This window comes from Nocardia sp. NPDC004582, from assembly GCF_053602115.1.
This window is the reverse complement of record NZ_JBSGCY010000041.1, coordinates 1-16,448: the sequence shown is the minus strand read 5'-3', so window position 1 is coordinate 16,448 and position 16,448 is coordinate 1. Positions and strand designations below refer to the sequence as shown.

Here is a 16,448-nt window from a genome sequence, read left to right as displayed (position 1 = left end):
CTTGAACGTGGGAAGGGTAACCGATGTCCCCGTTCCGCGGGAATCCTGAGAACACCTTCGAGATCATCAACATAGTTCCGCAGCAGGGTCCCGGCGGTATCTTCGGACCGTCCTGTGAGGCGGCCATTTCTCTGGCGTTGGAAGAAATCAACTCCGGTACCGGAATTCTGGGAAGAGAATTGCGGGTCACCCACATAGACGGTGGCCGGGACCCGCGCGTGATCGCCGCCGAGGTGTCGGCGCTGCTGGCCACCGGCATGGTGCACGCTGTCACGGGATGGCACACCTCGGCGGTGCGCCGCGCGGTGGAGCGGGTGACCGCCGGGCGGGTGCCGTATCTGTTCGCCACCGATCACGAGGGCCTGGACTCGGCGTCGGCCCCGGACGGGCTGTTCCTGATCGGCGCGGATCCCCAGCATCAGATCCTGCCCGCCCTGGACTGGCTGCACCGCGGATTCGATGCCCGGCGCTGGGCGATCATCGGCAACGACTACGTGTGGCCGCGGCGCACCGCGCAGGCGGTGCGGGCCACGCTGCGCGATCCGGAGCGAATCCCGCTGGAGGTGTTCGTGCCCATGAACACCCATGACTTCCGCGGCTTCCTCGAGGATCCGCGGCTGGATCTGGCCGACGGTGTCATCGTGCTGCTGGTGGGCGCGGATGTGGCCCGCTTCAATGTGCAGTTCACCCGGACCGGGCGTTCGGCGCAGCAGGTCCGGGTGAGCCCGGCGGTGGACGAGAACGTGCTGCTGGCCGCGGGCGGCGGCGCGAACCACAATCTGTTCGTACCGTCGGGCTTCTTCGTGAACGGGCCACACGACCGGGAGCGTCAGGACCGGTATCACCGACTACACGGGGGCTTCGCGCCCTCCCTGACGAACTTCAGCAATACCAGCTACGAGGCCATCCACACCTTGCACGGCATGGCGGAACTGGCCGGATCCGTGGATGTGCGGCGGATCCAGGCCGCGATCGCGGACCGTCCGATCATCGAAACCCCGTGGGGCGAGCTCGGATTCGAGGGCCGGCAAGCGATCCGCCCGACCTGGCTGGCCAGGGCGGGCGGCATCGACTTCGAGATCCTCGACGGAATCTGATTATTCGTTCGTTCTCGCGTGCTTACGCGGAGACCAGGCTGTCCAGCACCGACAGGAACAGGCCCAGGCCGTCGTCGCTGGGGCCGGTGAGCGGCTCGGTGGCGTGCTCCGGATGCGGCATCAGGCCGACGATGCGGCGGCTCGCGGAGGTGATGCCCGCGATGTCGCGCTGCGACCCGTTGGGGTTGCCGCCCGCGTAGCGGAAGACCACGCGGCCCTCGCCCTCGAGCTCGTCGAGCACCTCGGCGGAGGCCTGGTAGCGGCCCTCGGCGTTCTTGACGGGGATGAGGATCTGGGCGCCCGGCTCATAGCGGGTGGTCCAGGCGGTGTCGGTCTGCTCGACGGTAAGCCACTGGTCGCGGCAGACGAAGTGCAGGCCCTCGTTGCGGGTCAGCGCGCCCGGCAGCAGGCCCGCCTCGCATAGGATCTGGAAGCCGTTGCAGATGCCCAGGATCGGCATGCCCTGCTCGGCGGCCTTGATGACCTCGCCCATGACCGGGGCCATGGAGGCGATGGCGCCGGCGCGCAGGTAGTCGCCGTAGGAGAAGCCGCCGGGGACCACCACCGCGTCGACCTGCTTGAGGTCGGCATCGGCGTGCCACAGCGAAACGGGCTCGGAACCGGCCAGTTTCACCGCCCGGGCGGCGTCGACGTCGTCGAGCGTGCCCGGGAAGGTGATGACACCGATGCGGGCGCTCACAGCCGGACGACCTTCCAGTCCTCGATCACGACGTTGGCCAGCAGCGTTTCGGCGATCTGCTCGAGGTCGGCGTCGCTGACATCGTCGGCGACATCCAGCTCGAATCGCTTGCCCTGCCGCACATCCGAGATCCCGGGGTGCCCGAGACGCCCCAGCGCTCCGACAATGGCCTGTCCCTGCGGATCCAGGATCTCGGCCTTCGGCATCACCTCGACCACGACACGTGCCACGCGTTGCTCCTCAGCTGGTGGGGCGGGCTCGGTCCATTCATGCCAGGCCGAGCGGGGGGTATCGCTGATCAGCGTAGTTGGCGGGGACGACGCGGGCCGCGCCGGGGCCGACCGTCCGTGGCCTGGGCCACAGCGGGGCCCGCCGTGGCCCGGGGCCACTGACAACGCGTGCCGGCCCGGGGCGGGGCTACCGTTGTCTCATGCGCATAGCCCATTTCGGACATTCCTGCATTCTGGTGGAACTGAACGGCGCGAAGATCCTATTCGATCCGGGCAATTTCTCGCACGGATTCGAGGGCATCACCGGATTGGACGCGATCGCGGTCACCCATCAGCACCCCGATCACATCGACCCGAACCGGATCGGGGCCCTGATCGAGGCGAATCCGCAGGCCCGGCTGCTGTCGGACCCGCAGACCGCGCTGCAGCGGGGTGAGCCCTGGGAGGCGGTCCATGCCGGAAATGTACTGAAAGTCGGTGACGTCCAAATTACCGGCGGCGGTGGCCGGCACGCGGTCATCCATCCCGAGATCCCGGTAATAGACAACACTGTCTTCCAACTCGGGACCGCGGAAGATCCGTCCCAACTCGTCCACCCGGGTGATTCCCTGTGGGTTCCGCCGACACCGGTCGGCGTTCTCGCCATTCCCGCCGTCGCGCCGTGGATGCGTATCAGCGAGGCCGTGGATTACCTGCGGGCGGTAAATCCCCGCATCGCCTTCCCCATCCACTACGGGATCATCGAGCCCGCGGCGCAGGGCATCTATTTCGGTCGGCTGGCCGAAATGGGTCCGGCCAATACCGAATTCCGGGTCGTGGAACCCGAGGACAACGCCGAATTCTGATTCCGCACCGCCGGGCGGGAGCGGCCACCGCCCGGCGGCGCGAGTTCATGGAAACCACTGTGGCGGAGGCGGATTCAACCCGCGCTAACGATAGGACGCCAGGAAGAGCGCCTCGGCGAGGGCCATGTTCTCGATCTCCGTCGGATCGACGCTCTCGTTGGGCGCGTGGATCAGGCACTTGGGTTCCTCGACGCCCATGAGCATGATCTCGGCCTGCGGATAGGTGTCGGCGAAGACATTGCACAGCGGGATCGAGCCGCCCTGCCCCTCGGTGGTCGCGGGCCGGCCGTAGGCGGCCTCCAGGGCCGAGGCCATGGCCTGGCGCGCCGGGCCGTCGGTGCTGCCGACGAACGGCGAGCCGGTGGCCTCGGTCTCGACGGTCACCGTGGCGTGCCAGGGCGCGTGCGACTTCAGGTGCGCGGTCAGCGCCTTCAGCGCCTCGTCCGGCTTGGTGCCCGGCGGGATGCGCAGGTTCAGCCGGGCCCGGGTCCTGGGCTGGATGGCGGCCGAGGAACCGACCACGGCCGGGACGTCCATGCCGAGCACGGTCAGCGCCGGTCGCGCCCACAGCATGTCGGCCACCGTGCCATCGCCCACCAGGTCGACGCCGTCGAGAACGCCGGCGTCGGACCGGAATTGGGCCTCCGGGTAGTCGTGACCCTCCCACACCTGGTCGTTGCGCAGGCCGTCCACGGTGGTGTTGCCCTCCGCGTCGCGCAGCGTGCCCAGCAGGTGGATCATGGCCGCGAGCGCGTCGGGGGCGGGACCGCCGAACATGCCGGAATGCATGGGGCCGGAGAGGGTTTCGACAGTGACGACCACATTGACATTGCCGCGCAGGGTCTGGGTGAAGGTGGGGACGCCGACCGCGAAATTGCCGCAGTCGCAGATCAGCAGGGTGTCGGCGCGCAACAGGTCGGCATTGCCGGGCACGAACTCCTCCAGGCCGCCGGTGCCCTGTTCCTCGGAGCCCTCCGAGACCAGTACCAGCCCGACCGGGAAGTCGTCGCCGTACACCTTGCGCAGCGCCCGCAGCGCGGTCAGGTGCATGACGATATTGCCCTTGCAGTCGGCCGCGCCGCGCCCGTACCAGCGGCCGTCCTTCTCGGTGAGCTGCCAGACGGGGGTGTTCCAGGCGGCGTCGTCGAGCGGCGGCTGCACGTCGTAGTGGCAGTACAGCATGATGGTCGGCGCGCCCGCCGGGGCCTGGCTGCGGGCCACCACCGCGTGGCTGCCGTCGGGGGTCTGGTGCAGCCCCACCTCGGTGAGGCCCTCGGTCTTGAAGGCGTCGGCCACCCATCGGGCGGTCTTCTCGCATTCCTCGATCGGGAACTGCCGGGCGTCGTACACCGATGTGAACGAGACGAGCTGGGCGAGGTCGTCTTTCGCCCGCGGCATGAGTTCCTTGACGGCCGCGCGCAGGGCCGCCGTGGTCGAATCGTCCTCGGTTGCAACGGTACTGGTCATTGGCATCCTCCCGTGGTCAGTGGTGGTCGTCGGAATCGACCGTGTCACCAGTCTTCAGGTCGCCGACGCTCTTCAGGTAGGCGGCGAGCCGATCGGGGCAATAGGTGGTGATGGCCAGCGCGGTCGCCTTCAGCACCTCGTCGTCGGCGATGACCGGACGGCTTCCCGGTCCGGCCGCGCCATTGCTGATGGACGCCCGATAGCGGGCCTTGATCAACGGGGACGACGGGTCCTGGCACACCAGGCCGCCGTCCTTGCCGAGCGAATCGGCGATGGTCGTCGGGTCCGGGGCGGCCAGCCCGGCCGCCTCCAGCCGCGAACTCAGTTCGCGGGCCTTGGACATGGCGTCGTCGTCGCGGGTCCGGGTCTGCTGGAACATGATGACCCCGGCGACCGCGACGGCCACCAGCACCGCCGCGACCGCGATGTACACCAATCGGCGCGTCCGCTCCGGCGCGCCCTCGAAGCCGCCCAGTTCTTCGGTCATGCCAGCGCCTCCTGCGGAACCTCGGTCTTCCAGCCGGGCTTGCGGAATCGAAGGAACAGGTACGGGATGAGCAGTCCGACCACACCCATACCGCCGCCGATGAGCAGCACGTAGCTCAGGGCGTTGCCGCTGCCGTACTGCGAGGGCGGCACGAATCCGATCAGGAAGGCGGCGATGGAGGCCGCGGTGCCCAGGCCGCACAGGGCGATCAGGGCGGGGGCCCGGTAGCCGCGCGGATGGTCGGGCTGGTTGCGGCGCAGGCGGATCGCGGCCACGAACATGAGCACGTACATGATCAGGTACACCTGCGTGGTGATCACCGACAGGATCCAGTAGGCGCTCGAGACATCGGGGATGAACGCGTACAGCAGCGCCAGCAGGGTGGTCACGATGCCCTGGGCGACCAGCATGTTCTGTTGCACGCCGTGTTTGTTCACCCGGGTCAGGACGGGCGGCAGATAGCCTTCCTTGCGCCCGATCAGCAGCAGCCCCTTGGACGGCCCGGCCAGCCAGGTGAGCATGCCGCCCAACGCCGCCGCCACCAGCATGATGCCCAGGATCGGGGTCAGGAAGCCGATGTCGAAGTGGTTGAAGAACCCGTCGAAGGCCTGCATGACACCGGCGGTGAGGCTCAGGTTCTTCGACGGCACCACCCAGCTGATCACCACGGCGGGCACGATGAAGATGGTCAGCACCAGGCCGACCGCCAGCGCCATCGCCTTCGGGTATTCCTTGCCCGGATCCTTCAGCGAGGACACGTGCACGGCGTTCATCTCCATGCCCGCGTAGGACAGGAAGTTGTTGACGATGAGCACCAGGCTGGCCAGGCCGGTCCAGGCCGGGAAAAGATGGTGGGCGTCCATCGGGGCGGCGGACGGATTGCCCTGTCCGAGGAACACGAACCCGAGCACCACCAGCAGCGCGCCCGGGATCAGGGTGCCGATGATCAGCCCCATACTCGACAGTCCCGCAACGGTTTTGGTGCCCTGCGAGGACACGAACACCGCCACCCAGTAGATGGTGACGATGACGATGGCCACATACAACCCGTTGGAGGCCAGCGACGGATCGATGATGTACGCGAAAGTGCTTGCCACATAAGCCAGTAGGCTCGGATAGTAGAAGATCGTCATGGCGAACTGACACCACACCGCCAGGAACCCCAGCGGTTGCGAGAGCCCCTCCCCCACCCACTTGTACACGCCGCCGGTCCATCCGGACGCCAGCTCGGCGGCCACGAACGCGGTCGGCAGCAGGAACAGCAGCGCGGGCAACAGATAGAGGAACACGCAGGCCAAACCGTAGACCGCCATGGTGGGCGCGGCGCGGAGACTGGCCACCGAACTGGTCGTCATGAGCGCCAAGGTCACCCACGACATGTACTTGGTGGCCGTAGCCGCCTTGGTCACCGTGCCGGTCATCGCTGGTCCTTTCCAGGCAGAACACCGAACCCGTTCCCCGTCACAAGGCTGAATAGTAACCGTTCAGCAACTATCTCTCGATTACGAAACGGTAGCTTGCAGAACCAGTTTCGATGAGACGATCTGGCTACCATCGATGTGGCAAACCGTGGCGCGCGCGAGATCGGAGCCTCATGACCGGCATTCTGGAACCCGACGACGTCTTCGCGATGCCCGGTTTCAAGCGCGCCGCACCGCACGGCGGCTTTCCCGAACACGAGATCTTCCCGCAGGTCGCCTACCAGATCGTGCACGACGAACTGCTGCTCGACGGCGTCTCCCGGATGAATCTGGCCACCTTCTGCACCACCTGGGTCGACGACGAGGCGCGGCGGCTGATGAACGAGTGCCTCGACAAGAACATCGTCGACAAGGACGAGTACCCGCAGACCGCCGAGCTCGAGCAGCGCTGCGTGCACATGCTCGCCGACCTGTGGAACTCCCCCGACGCCCTGGGCACGCTCGGCACCTCCACCACCGGCTCCAGCGAGGCCGCCATGCTGGGCGGGCTGGCCGCGAAGTTCCGCTGGCGCAAGCGCGGCGGGCGCGGCATCCCCAACTTCGTGTGCGGACCGGTGCAGGTGTGCTGGGAGAAGTTCGCCCGCTACTTCGACGTGGAGATCCGCCAGATTCCGTTGCGCGGCGACCGCTACACCATGCACCCCGACGACATCGCCGCGTACTGCGACGAGAACACCATCATGGTGGTGCCGACCTTCGGCCAGACCTTCACCGGCCTGTTCGAGGACGTCGAGGGCATCAGCCGGGCCCTCGACGAACTCCAGGACCGGACCGGACTCGACATCCCGATCCACGTCGACGCGGCCAGCGGCGGCTTCCTCGCCCCCTTCTGCGCGCCCGAGATCCGCTGGGACTTCCGGCTCCCCCGGGTCAAGTCCATCAACGCCTCCGGCCACAAGACCGGCCTCGCCCCGCTGGGCGCGGGCTGGGCCATCTGGCGCACCAAGGCGGATCTACCCGAGGAACTCATCTTCAACGTCGACTATCTCGGCGGCGATATGCCCACCTTCAACCTGAACTTCTCCCGGCCCGGCGGGCAGGCCGTCACCCAGTACTACGACTTCATCCGGCTGGGCCGCACCGGCTACCGCAATGTGCAGACCGCGATCTACAGCGCCGGACAGCATCTGGCCGAGGGGCTCACCGCGGCCGGGCCGTTCGAGCTCATCCACGACTCCGATCCCCGGCACGGCATCACCGCGGTCTCCTGGAAGGTGTCCGCGACCTCGAAGCTCAGCCTCTACGACCTGTCCGACCGGCTGCGCACCCGCGGCTGGCTGATCGCGGCCTACCCGCTGCCCGCCGACCGCGGGGACGAGACCATCATGCGGGCCGTGCTGCGGCACGGATTCACCCACGACATGGCCGATCTGCTGCTCGACGACCTGACCCGCGGCATGAAGGTGCTCGACAAGCACCCGCTGACCACCTCGCTCACCCGCGAGGACGCGGGCGGCTTCACCCACAACGCCAACGCGGCGGTGCCGACCGCCGAACTCCAGGCGACGATCAAGGCCGAGCTCGAGGGGCACGCGAAGGCCGATGGCAGGCCGGCCACCGCCAAGCAGGCCAAGCCCGCCGCGGGTAAGGCCAAGTCGGCCACCGGTAAGAAGAAGCCCGCGGCGAGCAAGTCCAAGGCCCGAAAGAAGTGACGGCGGCCGAGGATTCGGCCGCCGTCGAGTGTGACTAGTTGTCCGCCGCCCCCGCGGTGTCGAGCACCCAGGCGAACTCGAAGGCGACTTCCTTCCACTTCTCGTAGCGGCCGCTCACACCGCCGTGGCCGGCGCTCATCTCGGTCTTGAGCAGCAGTTGCGAGTCACCGGTCTTGGTGGCGCGCAGCTTGGCCACCCACTTGGCGGGCTCGACGTAGAGCACGCGGGTGTCGTTGAGGCCGGTGATGGCGAGAATCGCCGGGTAGTCCTGGGCCGTGACGTTCTCGTACGGCGAGTAGGACTTCATGTACTCGTAGACCGCCTTGTCCTCCAACGGGTTTCCCCACTCGTCCCACTCGGTGACGGTGAGCGGCAGGGACGGGTCCAGGATGGAGGTCAGCGGGTCCACGAACGGCACGTTGGACAGGATGCCCGCGAACAGTTCGGGGGCGATATTGGCCACCGCGCCCATGAGCAGGCCGCCCGCGCTGCCGCCGTCGGCCACCATGCGGTCCGGCGCGGTCACCCCGGAATCCACCAGATGCCGTGCGACGGAGACGAAATCGGTGAAGGTGTTCTTCTTGGTGAGGGTCTTGCCGTGCTCGTACCACAACCGGCCCATCTCACCGCCGCCGCGCACGTGCGCCACCGCGAACACCATGCCGCGATCCAGCAGCGACAGCCGCGCCACCGAGAAGTACGGGTCGATGGCGGCCTCGTAGGAGCCGTAACCGTAGAGCAGCAACGGCTTCGGCTCGGCGACCGCGTCCTTCCGCATCACCAGCGAGATCGGCACCCGGGTGCCGTCCGCGGCGACCGCCCAATCCCGTTGCTGCACATACTCGTCGGCGTCGTAGCCGCCGAGCACCACCTGCTCCTTGCGCAGCAGCAGCTCACCGGTCTCCGGCACGTAGTCGAACACCTGGGTCGGAGTGATGAACGAGGTGAGCCCGATGCGCAGCATGGGCTGCTCCCACTCCGGGTTCGAGCTCAGCCCGGCCGAGAACAGGGCCAGGTCGAAGTCGATGTCCTTCAGCTCGCCGTAGCCGTCGGCGGTCAGCGGCCACACCGCCACCCGGGGCAGCGCCTCGCGGCGGTAGCTCAGCACCAGCTTGTCGGCGAACGCGTCGATGTCCTCGAGCCGCACGTCGTCGCGGTGCGGGATCAGGATCTTCAGGGCGGACGGATCGGCCAGCGGGGCCTCGGCCAGCACGAAGTTGACGGCCTTCACGCCGTCCACCACGTCGTTGTGCAGGATGAGCAGCTTGTCCTGCCCGCCGATGACGGCGTGCTCGGCCGAGTACTCCACCCCCTCGCGGCGCGGGATGAGCACCCGGAACTCGCCCTCGGGGTTGTCCGCCTCCAGGATCCAGTTCTCGGTGGTGATCTTGGAACCGGTCATGATGACCAGGAACCGCTCCGAGCGGGTGGCGCCGATGCTGACCCAGAAGCTCTCGTCCGGCTCGTGGAAGACCCGGACGTCGGCGGACTGCTCGGTGCCCAGCCGGTGCCGCCACACGCTGTCGGGCCGCCAGGAGTCGTCGAGGGTCTGATAGAAGACGTGGGTCCCGTCCAGCGACCAGGTCGCCCCCGGCGCGATGTTCGGGATCTCGTCGGCCAGCAGTTCACCGGTGCGCAGGTTCTTGATGCGCAGCGTGTACCGCTCGTTGCCGAGCGTGTCGGCCGAGTAGGCGAGCAGGTCGCCGGCGTGGCTCAGCGAGTACGCGCCGAGCGCGAAGAAGTCGTGGCCCTCGGCCAGCTCATTGGAGTCGAGCACGATCTCCTCGCCCGGGATCTCGACGTCGGCCTCCAGCTTGGGCGGGGTCCAGTCGTCCGGGTCGGCGATCGGGCAGCGGCAGTGCACGCCGTGCTGCTTGCCCTCGAAGGTGCGCGAGTAGTACCAGTAGTCGCCCATGCGGGTGGGCAGCGACAGGTCGGTCTCCTGGGTCCGCCCCTTGATCTCCTCGAAGATCTGCTCCCGGAGCGGGCCCAGCTTCGCGGTCTGCGCCTCGGTGTAGGCGTTCTCCGCCTCCAGATACGCGATGACCTCGGGATTCTCCTTGTCCCGCAGCCATTCGTACTCTTCGATGACGACGTCCCCGTGGTGCACGCGCTCCGTCGGCACCCGCTTGGCGATCGGCGCCACCACCGCGCCGCTGACTGACGTCGTGCTCCCACTGTCCAAAGCCATGGGACCAACTTAGTGGGGAACCCCCGCGGTGGGGGTCAACGGGCGCGGCGCTGCCTCGGCAGGGCAGTCAGGCGCTGCTCGTACAGGTAGAAGACGGCCGCCTTCCGGCGAGCGCATTGATCGGTGGGGCAACTTCGGTGGATCCGCAGGATGCTGTGGGCCAATTCCACCGTGAACCGCTCGGGAACCACCGCACAACTGTCGGAGACCGGGGCGGCGCGTTGCGGGGACCATGGCGTGCGCACCACATACCTCCTTCCGCTGACAGAAGATGGAATATCCGATCCGAACCCTTCACAAACACTGGCATGATGAGTGCGATCTACATCACCGACCAGTCCTGCTGGTCTGCGCACAGGGGAGGCGGCAGTGGAAGCGAAGAACCGCGTGATCGAAGCCGACGCGGTGTGGCGGCGCGGAGACGACAGCGCCGACGGCGTCGAGATCGCCTTTCTGGCCAGTGGAAACATCGGATTACGGGACTCCCGTACCCCGGACGGCCCGGTGCTGATCTTCACTCCCGGCGAGTGGGAGGCCTTCGTCGCTGGCGCCAAGGACGGCGAATTCAACCGGCCCGGAGCCTGATTCGGCCGAGCCCGGCTCGAATCGAGCCGGGCTCAACGCCGTTCGAGCCCGGGTGGCGAACATGTTCAGGCCCCTATCGCCCCGCTGATGGTCAGCCAGGAATTGTGCAGCGTGTCCTGCCAGTACGACCACGAATGCGTGCCCACCGGTGAATGCTCCACGCGCGCCGGAATGTTCAACGAGCGCAACCGCTGTTCGAACGCGGTGACACAGGCGTCCACCCCGAATTCGATGGGACCGCCGAAGAAGATGTTCTCCGGCAGCTGCGGCTTGATCTCCAGCTCGTGCGGCCCAGGCAGGCCGGTGCCGGTGGACAGGAAGATGGTCTTACCGCGCAACGCCTCGGTCAGCACCGCCGGATTGTGGTCAGCCCAGGCCGGATTGCCCGGCGCGCCCCACATGTTCAGCGGATTGCCGCCGCGATTGGCCACCGAGAACATCATGGCGCCCTGCGCGATGGTGGTGTCCGGGCAGGCGCTGTAACCCGCCACCGCCCGGTACATCTCCGGATGCCGCACCGCCAGCACGAACGCCGCGATCCCGCCCATGGACAGGCCGCCGATGGCGTTCACGCCGTTCCCCGCGAAATACCCGTCGATGATGGGCGGAAGTTCTTGCGTCAGAAAGGTTTCCCACCGATAGCGGCCGAAACGCGGATCGTCGGACACCCAGTCGGTGTAGTAGCTGGCCTGGCCGCCCATGGGCAGCACCACGTTCACGTTCTTGCCCTGGAAGAACGGCTCCGCGTCGGTGGCATTGGTCCAGGTGCTCTGGGCGGCGCCGGGATCGAGGCCGTCGAGCAGGTAGTAGGTGGGACGTTCGCCGCCGCCGGCGGGATGCAGCACCTGGACCTGGATGGTGCGACCCATGGCCGCGGAGTCGACGAACAGGGCCGAGCGGGTGGCGCTCAGCTCGTCGACCCGGACCACCTGGGCGGCGCCGGCGATCGCCGGCGGCGCGGCCACCGGATACAGCAAACCTGCAGCGATTGCCAAAACAGCTGCGGCAACGGCTCTCCTGCGCATTCCCCACCTCCATCAGCCCACCACAATCGCAATCCAACGTAACTCGAGAAACTCGCGCGATGTCGGGGAATGCGGTTTTGGCGCGTCCTTGGCAAACCAGACGGTTCGGATATGCTAATGCACGGCCGCTATGAATTCGCGGCGATTCGAGCCAGTGCCCCCTTGATAGATCCCGCCAGATAATCCAGGTCCGCCCGCGCCGGAGAAGTCGGGCGCGCCCGCAAACCGAAACCATCGCCCGGAGTGCGCGGAATCACGTGCAGATGCACATGGAACACCTCCTGGCCCGCCGTCACCCCGTCGGCCAGGAAGAAATTCACGCCATCGCAGCCCACCTCGGACTCCCGCAGCCCCGCCGCGATCCGCTGCCCCACCTGAAACAGCTTGCCACCCATGGCCGGATCCAGCTCCGCCAGACTCCGCGCCGCGACCTTGGGAACCACCAGCACATGCCCCGGCGTCACCGGCCGAATGTCCATGAACGCCAGGCAATCCTCGTCCTCGTACACCTTCGAGGACGGGGCCCGCCCGGCGACGATATCGGCGAAGATCGTATAAGGATTCATGCCCGCAGCTTAGGCCCGCACCACCCGCCGCCCGCCCGCCACCGCGACTCCACCGGCTTCCGGGCGAACCGATCCCGCACCCCACGCCGCCCGCCCGCCACCGCGACTCCACCGACCGCCAGGCGAACCGATCCGCAACACTCACCACATACTCCTTCGCCCCCGGCTCCGTTCAGGAGCCGGGGGCGAGATTCGAGAGTCGTTGCCTCCCTAGAGGATCGGCGACGGCGTGTAGCGGGCCGCCTCCGGGTCGGCGTCGACCAGCTTCTGCACCTGCGCGATCACCTCGGCGGTCTGCGCCTCGGCCGCGCCGATGAAGGCGGAGCGGTCGGCCAGCGCCGCGTCCAGGGCCGCCCGGTCCAGCGGCATCCGGTCGTCGGCGGCCAGGCGGTCCAGCAGATCGGGCTCGCGGCCCTGCTCGCGCATGGCCAGCGCCACCGCCACCGCGTGTTCCTTGATGACCTCGTGCGCGGTCTCGCGGCCCACGCCCGCGCGCACCGCCGCCATCAGGATGCGGGTGGTGGCCAGGAACGGCAGGTAGCGGTTGAGCTCGCGGTCCACCACGGCCGGGTAGGCGCCGAACTCGGCCAGCACGGTCAGGAAGGTCTCCATCATGCCGTCGATGGCGAAGAAGGCGTCCGGCAGCGCGACCCGGCGCACCACCGAGCAGAACACGTCGCCCTCGTTCCACTGCGCGCCCGCCAGTTCGGCGGCCATCGAGCCGTAACCGCGCAGCACCACCTGCAGGCCGTTGACGCGCTCGCAGGAGCGGGTGTTCATCTTGTGCGGCATGGCCGAGGAGCCGACCTGGCCGGGCTGGAAGCCCTCGGTGACCAGCTCGTGGCCCGCCATCAGGCGAATGGTGTGCGCGAACGAGGACGGGCCCGCGCCGACCTGCACCAGCGCGGAGATCACGTCGTGGTCCAGCGAGCGCGGGTAGATCTGGCCGACGCTGGTGAAGACGTTCGCGAAGCCCAGGTGCCGGGACACCTTCTGCTCCAGCTGCGCCAGCTTGGCCGGGTCGCCGCCGAGCAGGTCCAGCATGTCCTGGGCGGTGCCCATCGGGCCCTTGATGCCGCGCAACGGGTAGCGGTCGATCAGCTCCCGCAGCCGGGTCAGCGCGATGAGCAATTCGTCTGCGGCGGAAGCGAATCGCTTGCCGAGGGTGGTGGCCTGCGCGGCCACGTTGTGCGAGCGTCCCGCCATCACCAGGGTCTGGTACTGGGCCGCGCGCTCGGCGAGCCGCGCCGCGATGGCCACGCCGTGGCCGTACACGTGCTGCAGCGACAGCCGGATCTGCAGCTGCTCCACATTCTCGGTGAGGTCGCGGGAGGTCATGCCCTTGTGCACGTGCTCATGGCCCGCGAGCGCGTTGAACTCCTCGATCCGGGCCTTCACGTCGTGCCGCGTGACCCGCTCGCGCTCGGCGATGGACTTCAGATCGACCTGATCGATGACCCGCTCGTAGTCCTCGACGACACCGGCCGGAACATCGATCCCCAGCTCGGCCTGCGCGCGGAGAACCTCGAGCCACAGCCGCCGCTCGAGCACGATCTTGTTCTCGGGCGACCAGAGGTGAACCAGCTCAGGGCTGGCGTAACGGGTGGCGAGGACGTTCGGCACAAGACTCACGTTTGCGCAGTTTACCGGCTGTGTGCTGCGGGTTAAGCCGGTGGGGCGACGATGTCGATGATCTCCAAGAGCGCCCCGCGCGCCATGCGGCGGGGTTGAGGGTCGAACTCACCGAGCGCGGTCACCACCGCCCCATCGACTACCGCCACCAGACGGCGGGTCTGTTCCGGGCGAACCACCCGGTCGGACCGACGCAGGACATCGGTCAGCAGCTCGTCCAGCTGGGCGCGTAGTCGCAGCTGGACCTCTCGTAGTTCGGGGTGGCGGGCCGAGGCGACGGAGCGTTCGTAGCGGGCGATCAACTGGCCCCGCGCGTCCTCGTCCTGAATCTCGGGGCCCACCAACAGGTCCAGCACCAGTTCGACCGTCGCCTCCGCGCCGCGGCGCCGATGCGTCACCTCGCCGACCCGGCGGCGCATGGCCTCGAGTTCGGCGGTGCCGGAGAATTCGACCGCCCGCGCGATCAGATCCTCCAGCGATTCGAAGTAGTAGGTGGTCGACGCGAGCGGCAGATCCGCCCGGGTCGCCACCGAGCGGTGCCGGACCGCTTCGAAGCCACCCTCGAGCAGTAGCTCGGCGGCGGCACAAACCAGTGCATGGCGACGCCGTTCGCCTTTCGGAGTCGTCGCAGTGGTCACGGTGCAATCGTGCCAGTCATCAGCGGCGCTGTGTTCATTTTGCCCACCGCGCTCAATCCTCTTGGCAGATCAGGCCAAATACCGTTCCAACCGGTCCAGTGCCGCTTCGATGTCGGCGGCGGCTCCGGCGAACGAGAAGCGAACGGTGTGATGGCCGTGGCGGGTGTCGAAGTCGATGCCGGGGGCGAGCGCCACGCCGGTCGCGTCGAGCACTTCGGTGCACCAGCGCATCGAATCATCGGTCAGGTGCGCGATATCCGCGTAAACATAGAACGCGCCGTCGGCGGGGGCGAGGTCGGTGATGCCGAGCTTCGGCAGGCCCTGCAGCAGCAGCTGGCGATTTGCCGCATAGCGATTCACATGACCGTCCAGTTCGGCTTTGGCTTCCGGACCGAACGCGTGCACCGCGGCAAACTGAGAAATAGCCGGCGGGCACACCGTCATATTCGAGGCCAGCCGCTGCAGCGCCGGGCGCAGCGACCGCGGCACCAGCATCCAGCCCAGTCGCCAACCGGTCATCGAGAAGTACTTGGACACCGAGCCGATGACCACCGACTCGCGCGAGGTCTCCCACGCGGAGGACGTCGGTTCGGTGTCGTCGTAGACGATGCCGTGATAGATCTCGTCCGAGATGAGCAGTGTCCCGTGCTCGTCGCACCAGCGGGCCAGCGCCGCCAGCTCCTCCGGCGCGATCATGGTGCCGGTCGGATTGGCCGGGCTGGCCACGATCAAACCCGCGGGCGGCTGCGGCAGCGCCTCCAGCATGGCCACGGTCGGCTGGAACCGCGTCTCCGGCCCGCAGTCCAACTCCACCACGTCACAGCCCAGCGCGGTCAGCGTGTTCCGGTAGGCCGGATACCCCGGCCGCGCCACCACCACGGTGTCCCCGGCGTCGAACGCGGCCAGGAACAGCAGCGTGAACGCACCCGACGACCCGGTCGTGACCACGACATCATCCGCGTCCACCTCGACCCCGTAGGTGCTCCGGTGATGCTCGGCGATGGCCTCCCGCAACTCCAGAATCCCGAATGTCTCGGTATAACCCAGCAATTCGGAATCCATGGCCTGTCTGGTGGCCCGCAAAACCGCCTCCGGAGCGGGCGTGGAAGGCTGCCCCGCGGCCAGCACCAGCACGTCTCCGTGAGTCCGAGCCCGTTCAGCTGCTGCTTTCCAGACGTCCATCACGTAAAAAGGTGGAATGGTCGACCGGCGAGATTCGATACGCACCCGACAGACGGTAGAGCACCCGCTCCCCCGGCTGTCCGGGAACGGTCGTGCGAATGCCTGAGGAGGCCGCTGTGCAGGGGGGACCAGCAACCACCGGGAACACCCGGACCACCACCCCACCCCAGCCCACCTCACCCGCGCCGGACGAGTCCACGCCACCCCGCGGCCGTCGGCCGCTACGGGCCGGGGCCGCGATGCTCCGCATGCTCCGGCGCGCCGAGGCAACCCAGCCACGTGGATCCGAGACGGCGCCGGTCCGATCCGTATCGGTGCCGGGAGGATCGGCGACGGAGTCGGAGGCACCGGCGACGCTGCCGGAGACCGCGGCCACAACCGACTCGCGGCCCGCGGGCGATGCCGACAGCGGCGAGTCGCCGAACGCGGACACCGATCCGCGTCGGCAGCGCGGCCGCTTTCGGGCTACCGAGACCTACACACCCGGCCTGCGGTCGCTGCCGGAGGTCGAAGGGCCGTCGCCGGTCCGACAGGCTTCGCAGCGGGCCGGGCTGTGGGTGATCGGGCTGCTCGGGCAGGTGATCGCGGCTCTGCGGGCATCCGTGCCGATCGTGCGGGCGCGAGCGATCGAGGTGTGGTCGCGGCGGCCGCGGTCCCGGGCCGAGGCCGT

17 protein-coding genes are annotated in these 16,448 nt (G+C 68.1%); 5 read left to right on the top strand and 12 right to left on the bottom strand.

Features of this window, described 5'->3' with window-relative positions:
- The first annotated feature begins 23 nt into the window (after window positions 1–23).
- Complete coding sequence (locus ACWELJ_RS14430; protein ID WP_452366618.1) at window positions 24–1,097, top strand: substrate-binding domain-containing protein; 1,074 nt, start codon at window positions 24–26, stop codon at window positions 1,095–1,097.
- 22 nt (window positions 1,098–1,119) lie between these two features.
- On the opposite strand, the gene purQ is transcribed toward ACWELJ_RS14430, so the two are convergent.
- Window positions 1,120–1,797, bottom strand: a complete 678-nt coding sequence (gene purQ, locus ACWELJ_RS14425; protein ID WP_452366617.1) for a phosphoribosylformylglycinamidine synthase subunit PurQ — start codon at window positions 1,795–1,797, stop codon at window positions 1,120–1,122.
- A complete protein-coding gene (purS, locus tag ACWELJ_RS14420) occupies window positions 1,794–2,027 on the bottom strand; it encodes a phosphoribosylformylglycinamidine synthase subunit PurS (protein ID WP_357089657.1) in 234 nt (77 codons plus the stop codon). The genes purQ and purS overlap by 4 nt, the downstream gene beginning before the upstream one ends.
- 200 nt (window positions 2,028–2,227) lie before the next feature.
- Between purS and ACWELJ_RS14415 the strand changes: the two genes are divergently transcribed.
- The gene (locus ACWELJ_RS14415; RefSeq protein ID WP_452366616.1) at window positions 2,228–2,872 is read left to right on the top strand and encodes an MBL fold metallo-hydrolase; all 645 of its coding nucleotides are present in this window, start codon (window positions 2,228–2,230) and stop codon (window positions 2,870–2,872) included.
- A gap of 84 nt (window positions 2,873–2,956) precedes the next feature.
- Here ACWELJ_RS14415 and ACWELJ_RS14410 read toward each other — a convergent pair whose 3' ends face one another.
- Genes ACWELJ_RS14410 through ACWELJ_RS14400 form a run of 3 tightly spaced genes read right to left on the bottom strand, consistent with a single transcriptional unit; the run spans window position 2,957 to window position 6,247 of the window.
- Entirely contained in the window at window positions 2,957–4,339 is a 1,383-nt protein-coding gene (locus ACWELJ_RS14410; RefSeq protein ID WP_452366615.1) for a M20/M25/M40 family metallo-hydrolase, read from the bottom strand.
- A 16-nt stretch (window positions 4,340–4,355) separates the two neighbouring features.
- Window positions 4,356–4,826, bottom strand: coding sequence for a hypothetical protein (locus ACWELJ_RS14405; RefSeq protein ID WP_452366614.1), 471 nt, complete (start codon window positions 4,824–4,826; stop codon window positions 4,356–4,358).
- Entirely contained in the window at window positions 4,823–6,247 is a 1,425-nt protein-coding gene (locus ACWELJ_RS14400) for an APC family permease (RefSeq protein ID WP_452366613.1), read from the bottom strand. Before ACWELJ_RS14400 ends, ACWELJ_RS14405 begins: the two co-directional genes overlap by 4 nt.
- Before the next feature lie 173 nt (window positions 6,248–6,420).
- Here ACWELJ_RS14400 and ACWELJ_RS14395 point away from each other — a divergent pair, with 173 nt between their 5' ends.
- Window positions 6,421–7,959, top strand: a complete 1,539-nt coding sequence (locus ACWELJ_RS14395; RefSeq protein WP_452366612.1) for a glutamate decarboxylase — start codon at window positions 6,421–6,423, stop codon at window positions 7,957–7,959.
- A gap of 34 nt (window positions 7,960–7,993) precedes the next feature.
- Here ACWELJ_RS14395 and ACWELJ_RS14390 read toward each other — a convergent pair whose 3' ends face one another.
- Both ACWELJ_RS14390 and ACWELJ_RS14385 read right to left on the bottom strand, forming a co-directional pair.
- Window positions 7,994–10,150, bottom strand: a complete 2,157-nt coding sequence (locus tag ACWELJ_RS14390; RefSeq protein ID WP_452366611.1) for a S9 family peptidase — start codon at window positions 10,148–10,150, stop codon at window positions 7,994–7,996.
- 35 nt (window positions 10,151–10,185) lie between these two features.
- Window positions 10,186–10,395, bottom strand: a complete 210-nt coding sequence (locus ACWELJ_RS14385) for a hypothetical protein (protein ID WP_452366610.1) — start codon at window positions 10,393–10,395, stop codon at window positions 10,186–10,188.
- Window positions 10,396–10,519: 124 nt separating this feature from the next.
- Here ACWELJ_RS14385 and ACWELJ_RS14380 point away from each other — a divergent pair, with 124 nt between their 5' ends.
- A complete protein-coding gene (locus ACWELJ_RS14380; RefSeq protein ID WP_452366609.1) occupies window positions 10,520–10,735 on the top strand; it encodes a DUF397 domain-containing protein in 216 nt (71 codons plus the stop codon).
- Window positions 10,736–10,800: 65 nt separating this feature from the next.
- Here ACWELJ_RS14380 and ACWELJ_RS14375 read toward each other — a convergent pair whose 3' ends face one another.
- The 5 genes from ACWELJ_RS14375 to ACWELJ_RS14355 all read right to left on the bottom strand — a co-directional run bounded on the left by ACWELJ_RS14375 (window position 10,801) and on the right by ACWELJ_RS14355 (window position 15,823).
- Window positions 10,801–11,760 carry an alpha/beta hydrolase gene (locus ACWELJ_RS14375; RefSeq protein ID WP_452366608.1) on the bottom strand — a complete coding sequence of 320 codons (960 nt, stop codon included), beginning with the start codon at window positions 11,758–11,760 and terminating at the stop codon, window positions 10,801–10,803.
- Window positions 11,761–11,888: 128 nt separating this feature from the next.
- A complete protein-coding gene (locus ACWELJ_RS14370; RefSeq protein WP_452366607.1) occupies window positions 11,889–12,326 on the bottom strand; it encodes an HIT family protein in 438 nt (145 codons plus the stop codon).
- Window positions 12,327–12,536: 210 nt separating this feature from the next.
- A complete protein-coding gene (gene purB, locus ACWELJ_RS14365) occupies window positions 12,537–13,958 on the bottom strand; it encodes an adenylosuccinate lyase (RefSeq protein WP_452366606.1) in 1,422 nt (473 codons plus the stop codon).
- A 32-nt stretch (window positions 13,959–13,990) separates the two neighbouring features.
- On the bottom strand, window positions 13,991–14,596 hold the full coding sequence (locus tag ACWELJ_RS14360) for a TetR/AcrR family transcriptional regulator (RefSeq protein WP_357089689.1): 606 nt from the start codon (window positions 14,594–14,596) through the stop codon (window positions 13,991–13,993).
- Window positions 14,597–14,665: 69 nt separating this feature from the next.
- Window positions 14,666–15,823: a pyridoxal phosphate-dependent aminotransferase gene (locus tag ACWELJ_RS14355; protein WP_452366605.1), complete on the bottom strand. Its 1,158-nt coding sequence runs from the start codon at window positions 15,821–15,823 to the stop codon at window positions 14,666–14,668.
- A gap of 269 nt (window positions 15,824–16,092) precedes the next feature.
- Here ACWELJ_RS14355 and ACWELJ_RS14350 point away from each other — a divergent pair.
- The coding region (locus ACWELJ_RS14350; protein WP_452366604.1) for a hypothetical protein at window positions 16,093–16,448 on the top strand (356 nt) is incomplete at its 3' end.

Coding starts and splice junctions, on each gene's coding strand:
- ACWELJ_RS14430 (WP_452366618.1), top strand. CDS start 24: ATGTCCCCGTTCCGCGGGAATCCTGAGAACACCTTCGAGATCATCAAC.
- ACWELJ_RS14415 (WP_452366616.1), top strand. CDS start 2,228: ATGCGCATAGCCCATTTCGGACATTCCTGCATTCTGGTGGAACTGAAC.
- ACWELJ_RS14410 (WP_452366615.1), bottom strand. CDS start 4,339: ATGACCAGTACCGTTGCAACCGAGGACGATTCGACCACGGCGGCCCTG.
- ACWELJ_RS14405 (WP_452366614.1), bottom strand. CDS start 4,826: ATGACCGAAGAACTGGGCGGCTTCGAGGGCGCGCCGGAGCGGACGCGC.
- ACWELJ_RS14400 (WP_452366613.1), bottom strand. CDS start 6,247: ATGACCGGCACGGTGACCAAGGCGGCTACGGCCACCAAGTACATGTCG.
- ACWELJ_RS14395 (WP_452366612.1), top strand. CDS start 6,421: ATGACCGGCATTCTGGAACCCGACGACGTCTTCGCGATGCCCGGTTTC.
- ACWELJ_RS14390 (WP_452366611.1), bottom strand. CDS start 10,150: ATGGCTTTGGACAGTGGGAGCACGACGTCAGTCAGCGGCGCGGTGGTG.
- ACWELJ_RS14375 (WP_452366608.1), bottom strand. CDS start 11,760: ATGCGCAGGAGAGCCGTTGCCGCAGCTGTTTTGGCAATCGCTGCAGGT.
- ACWELJ_RS14370 (WP_452366607.1), bottom strand. CDS start 12,326: ATGAATCCTTATACGATCTTCGCCGATATCGTCGCCGGGCGGGCCCCG.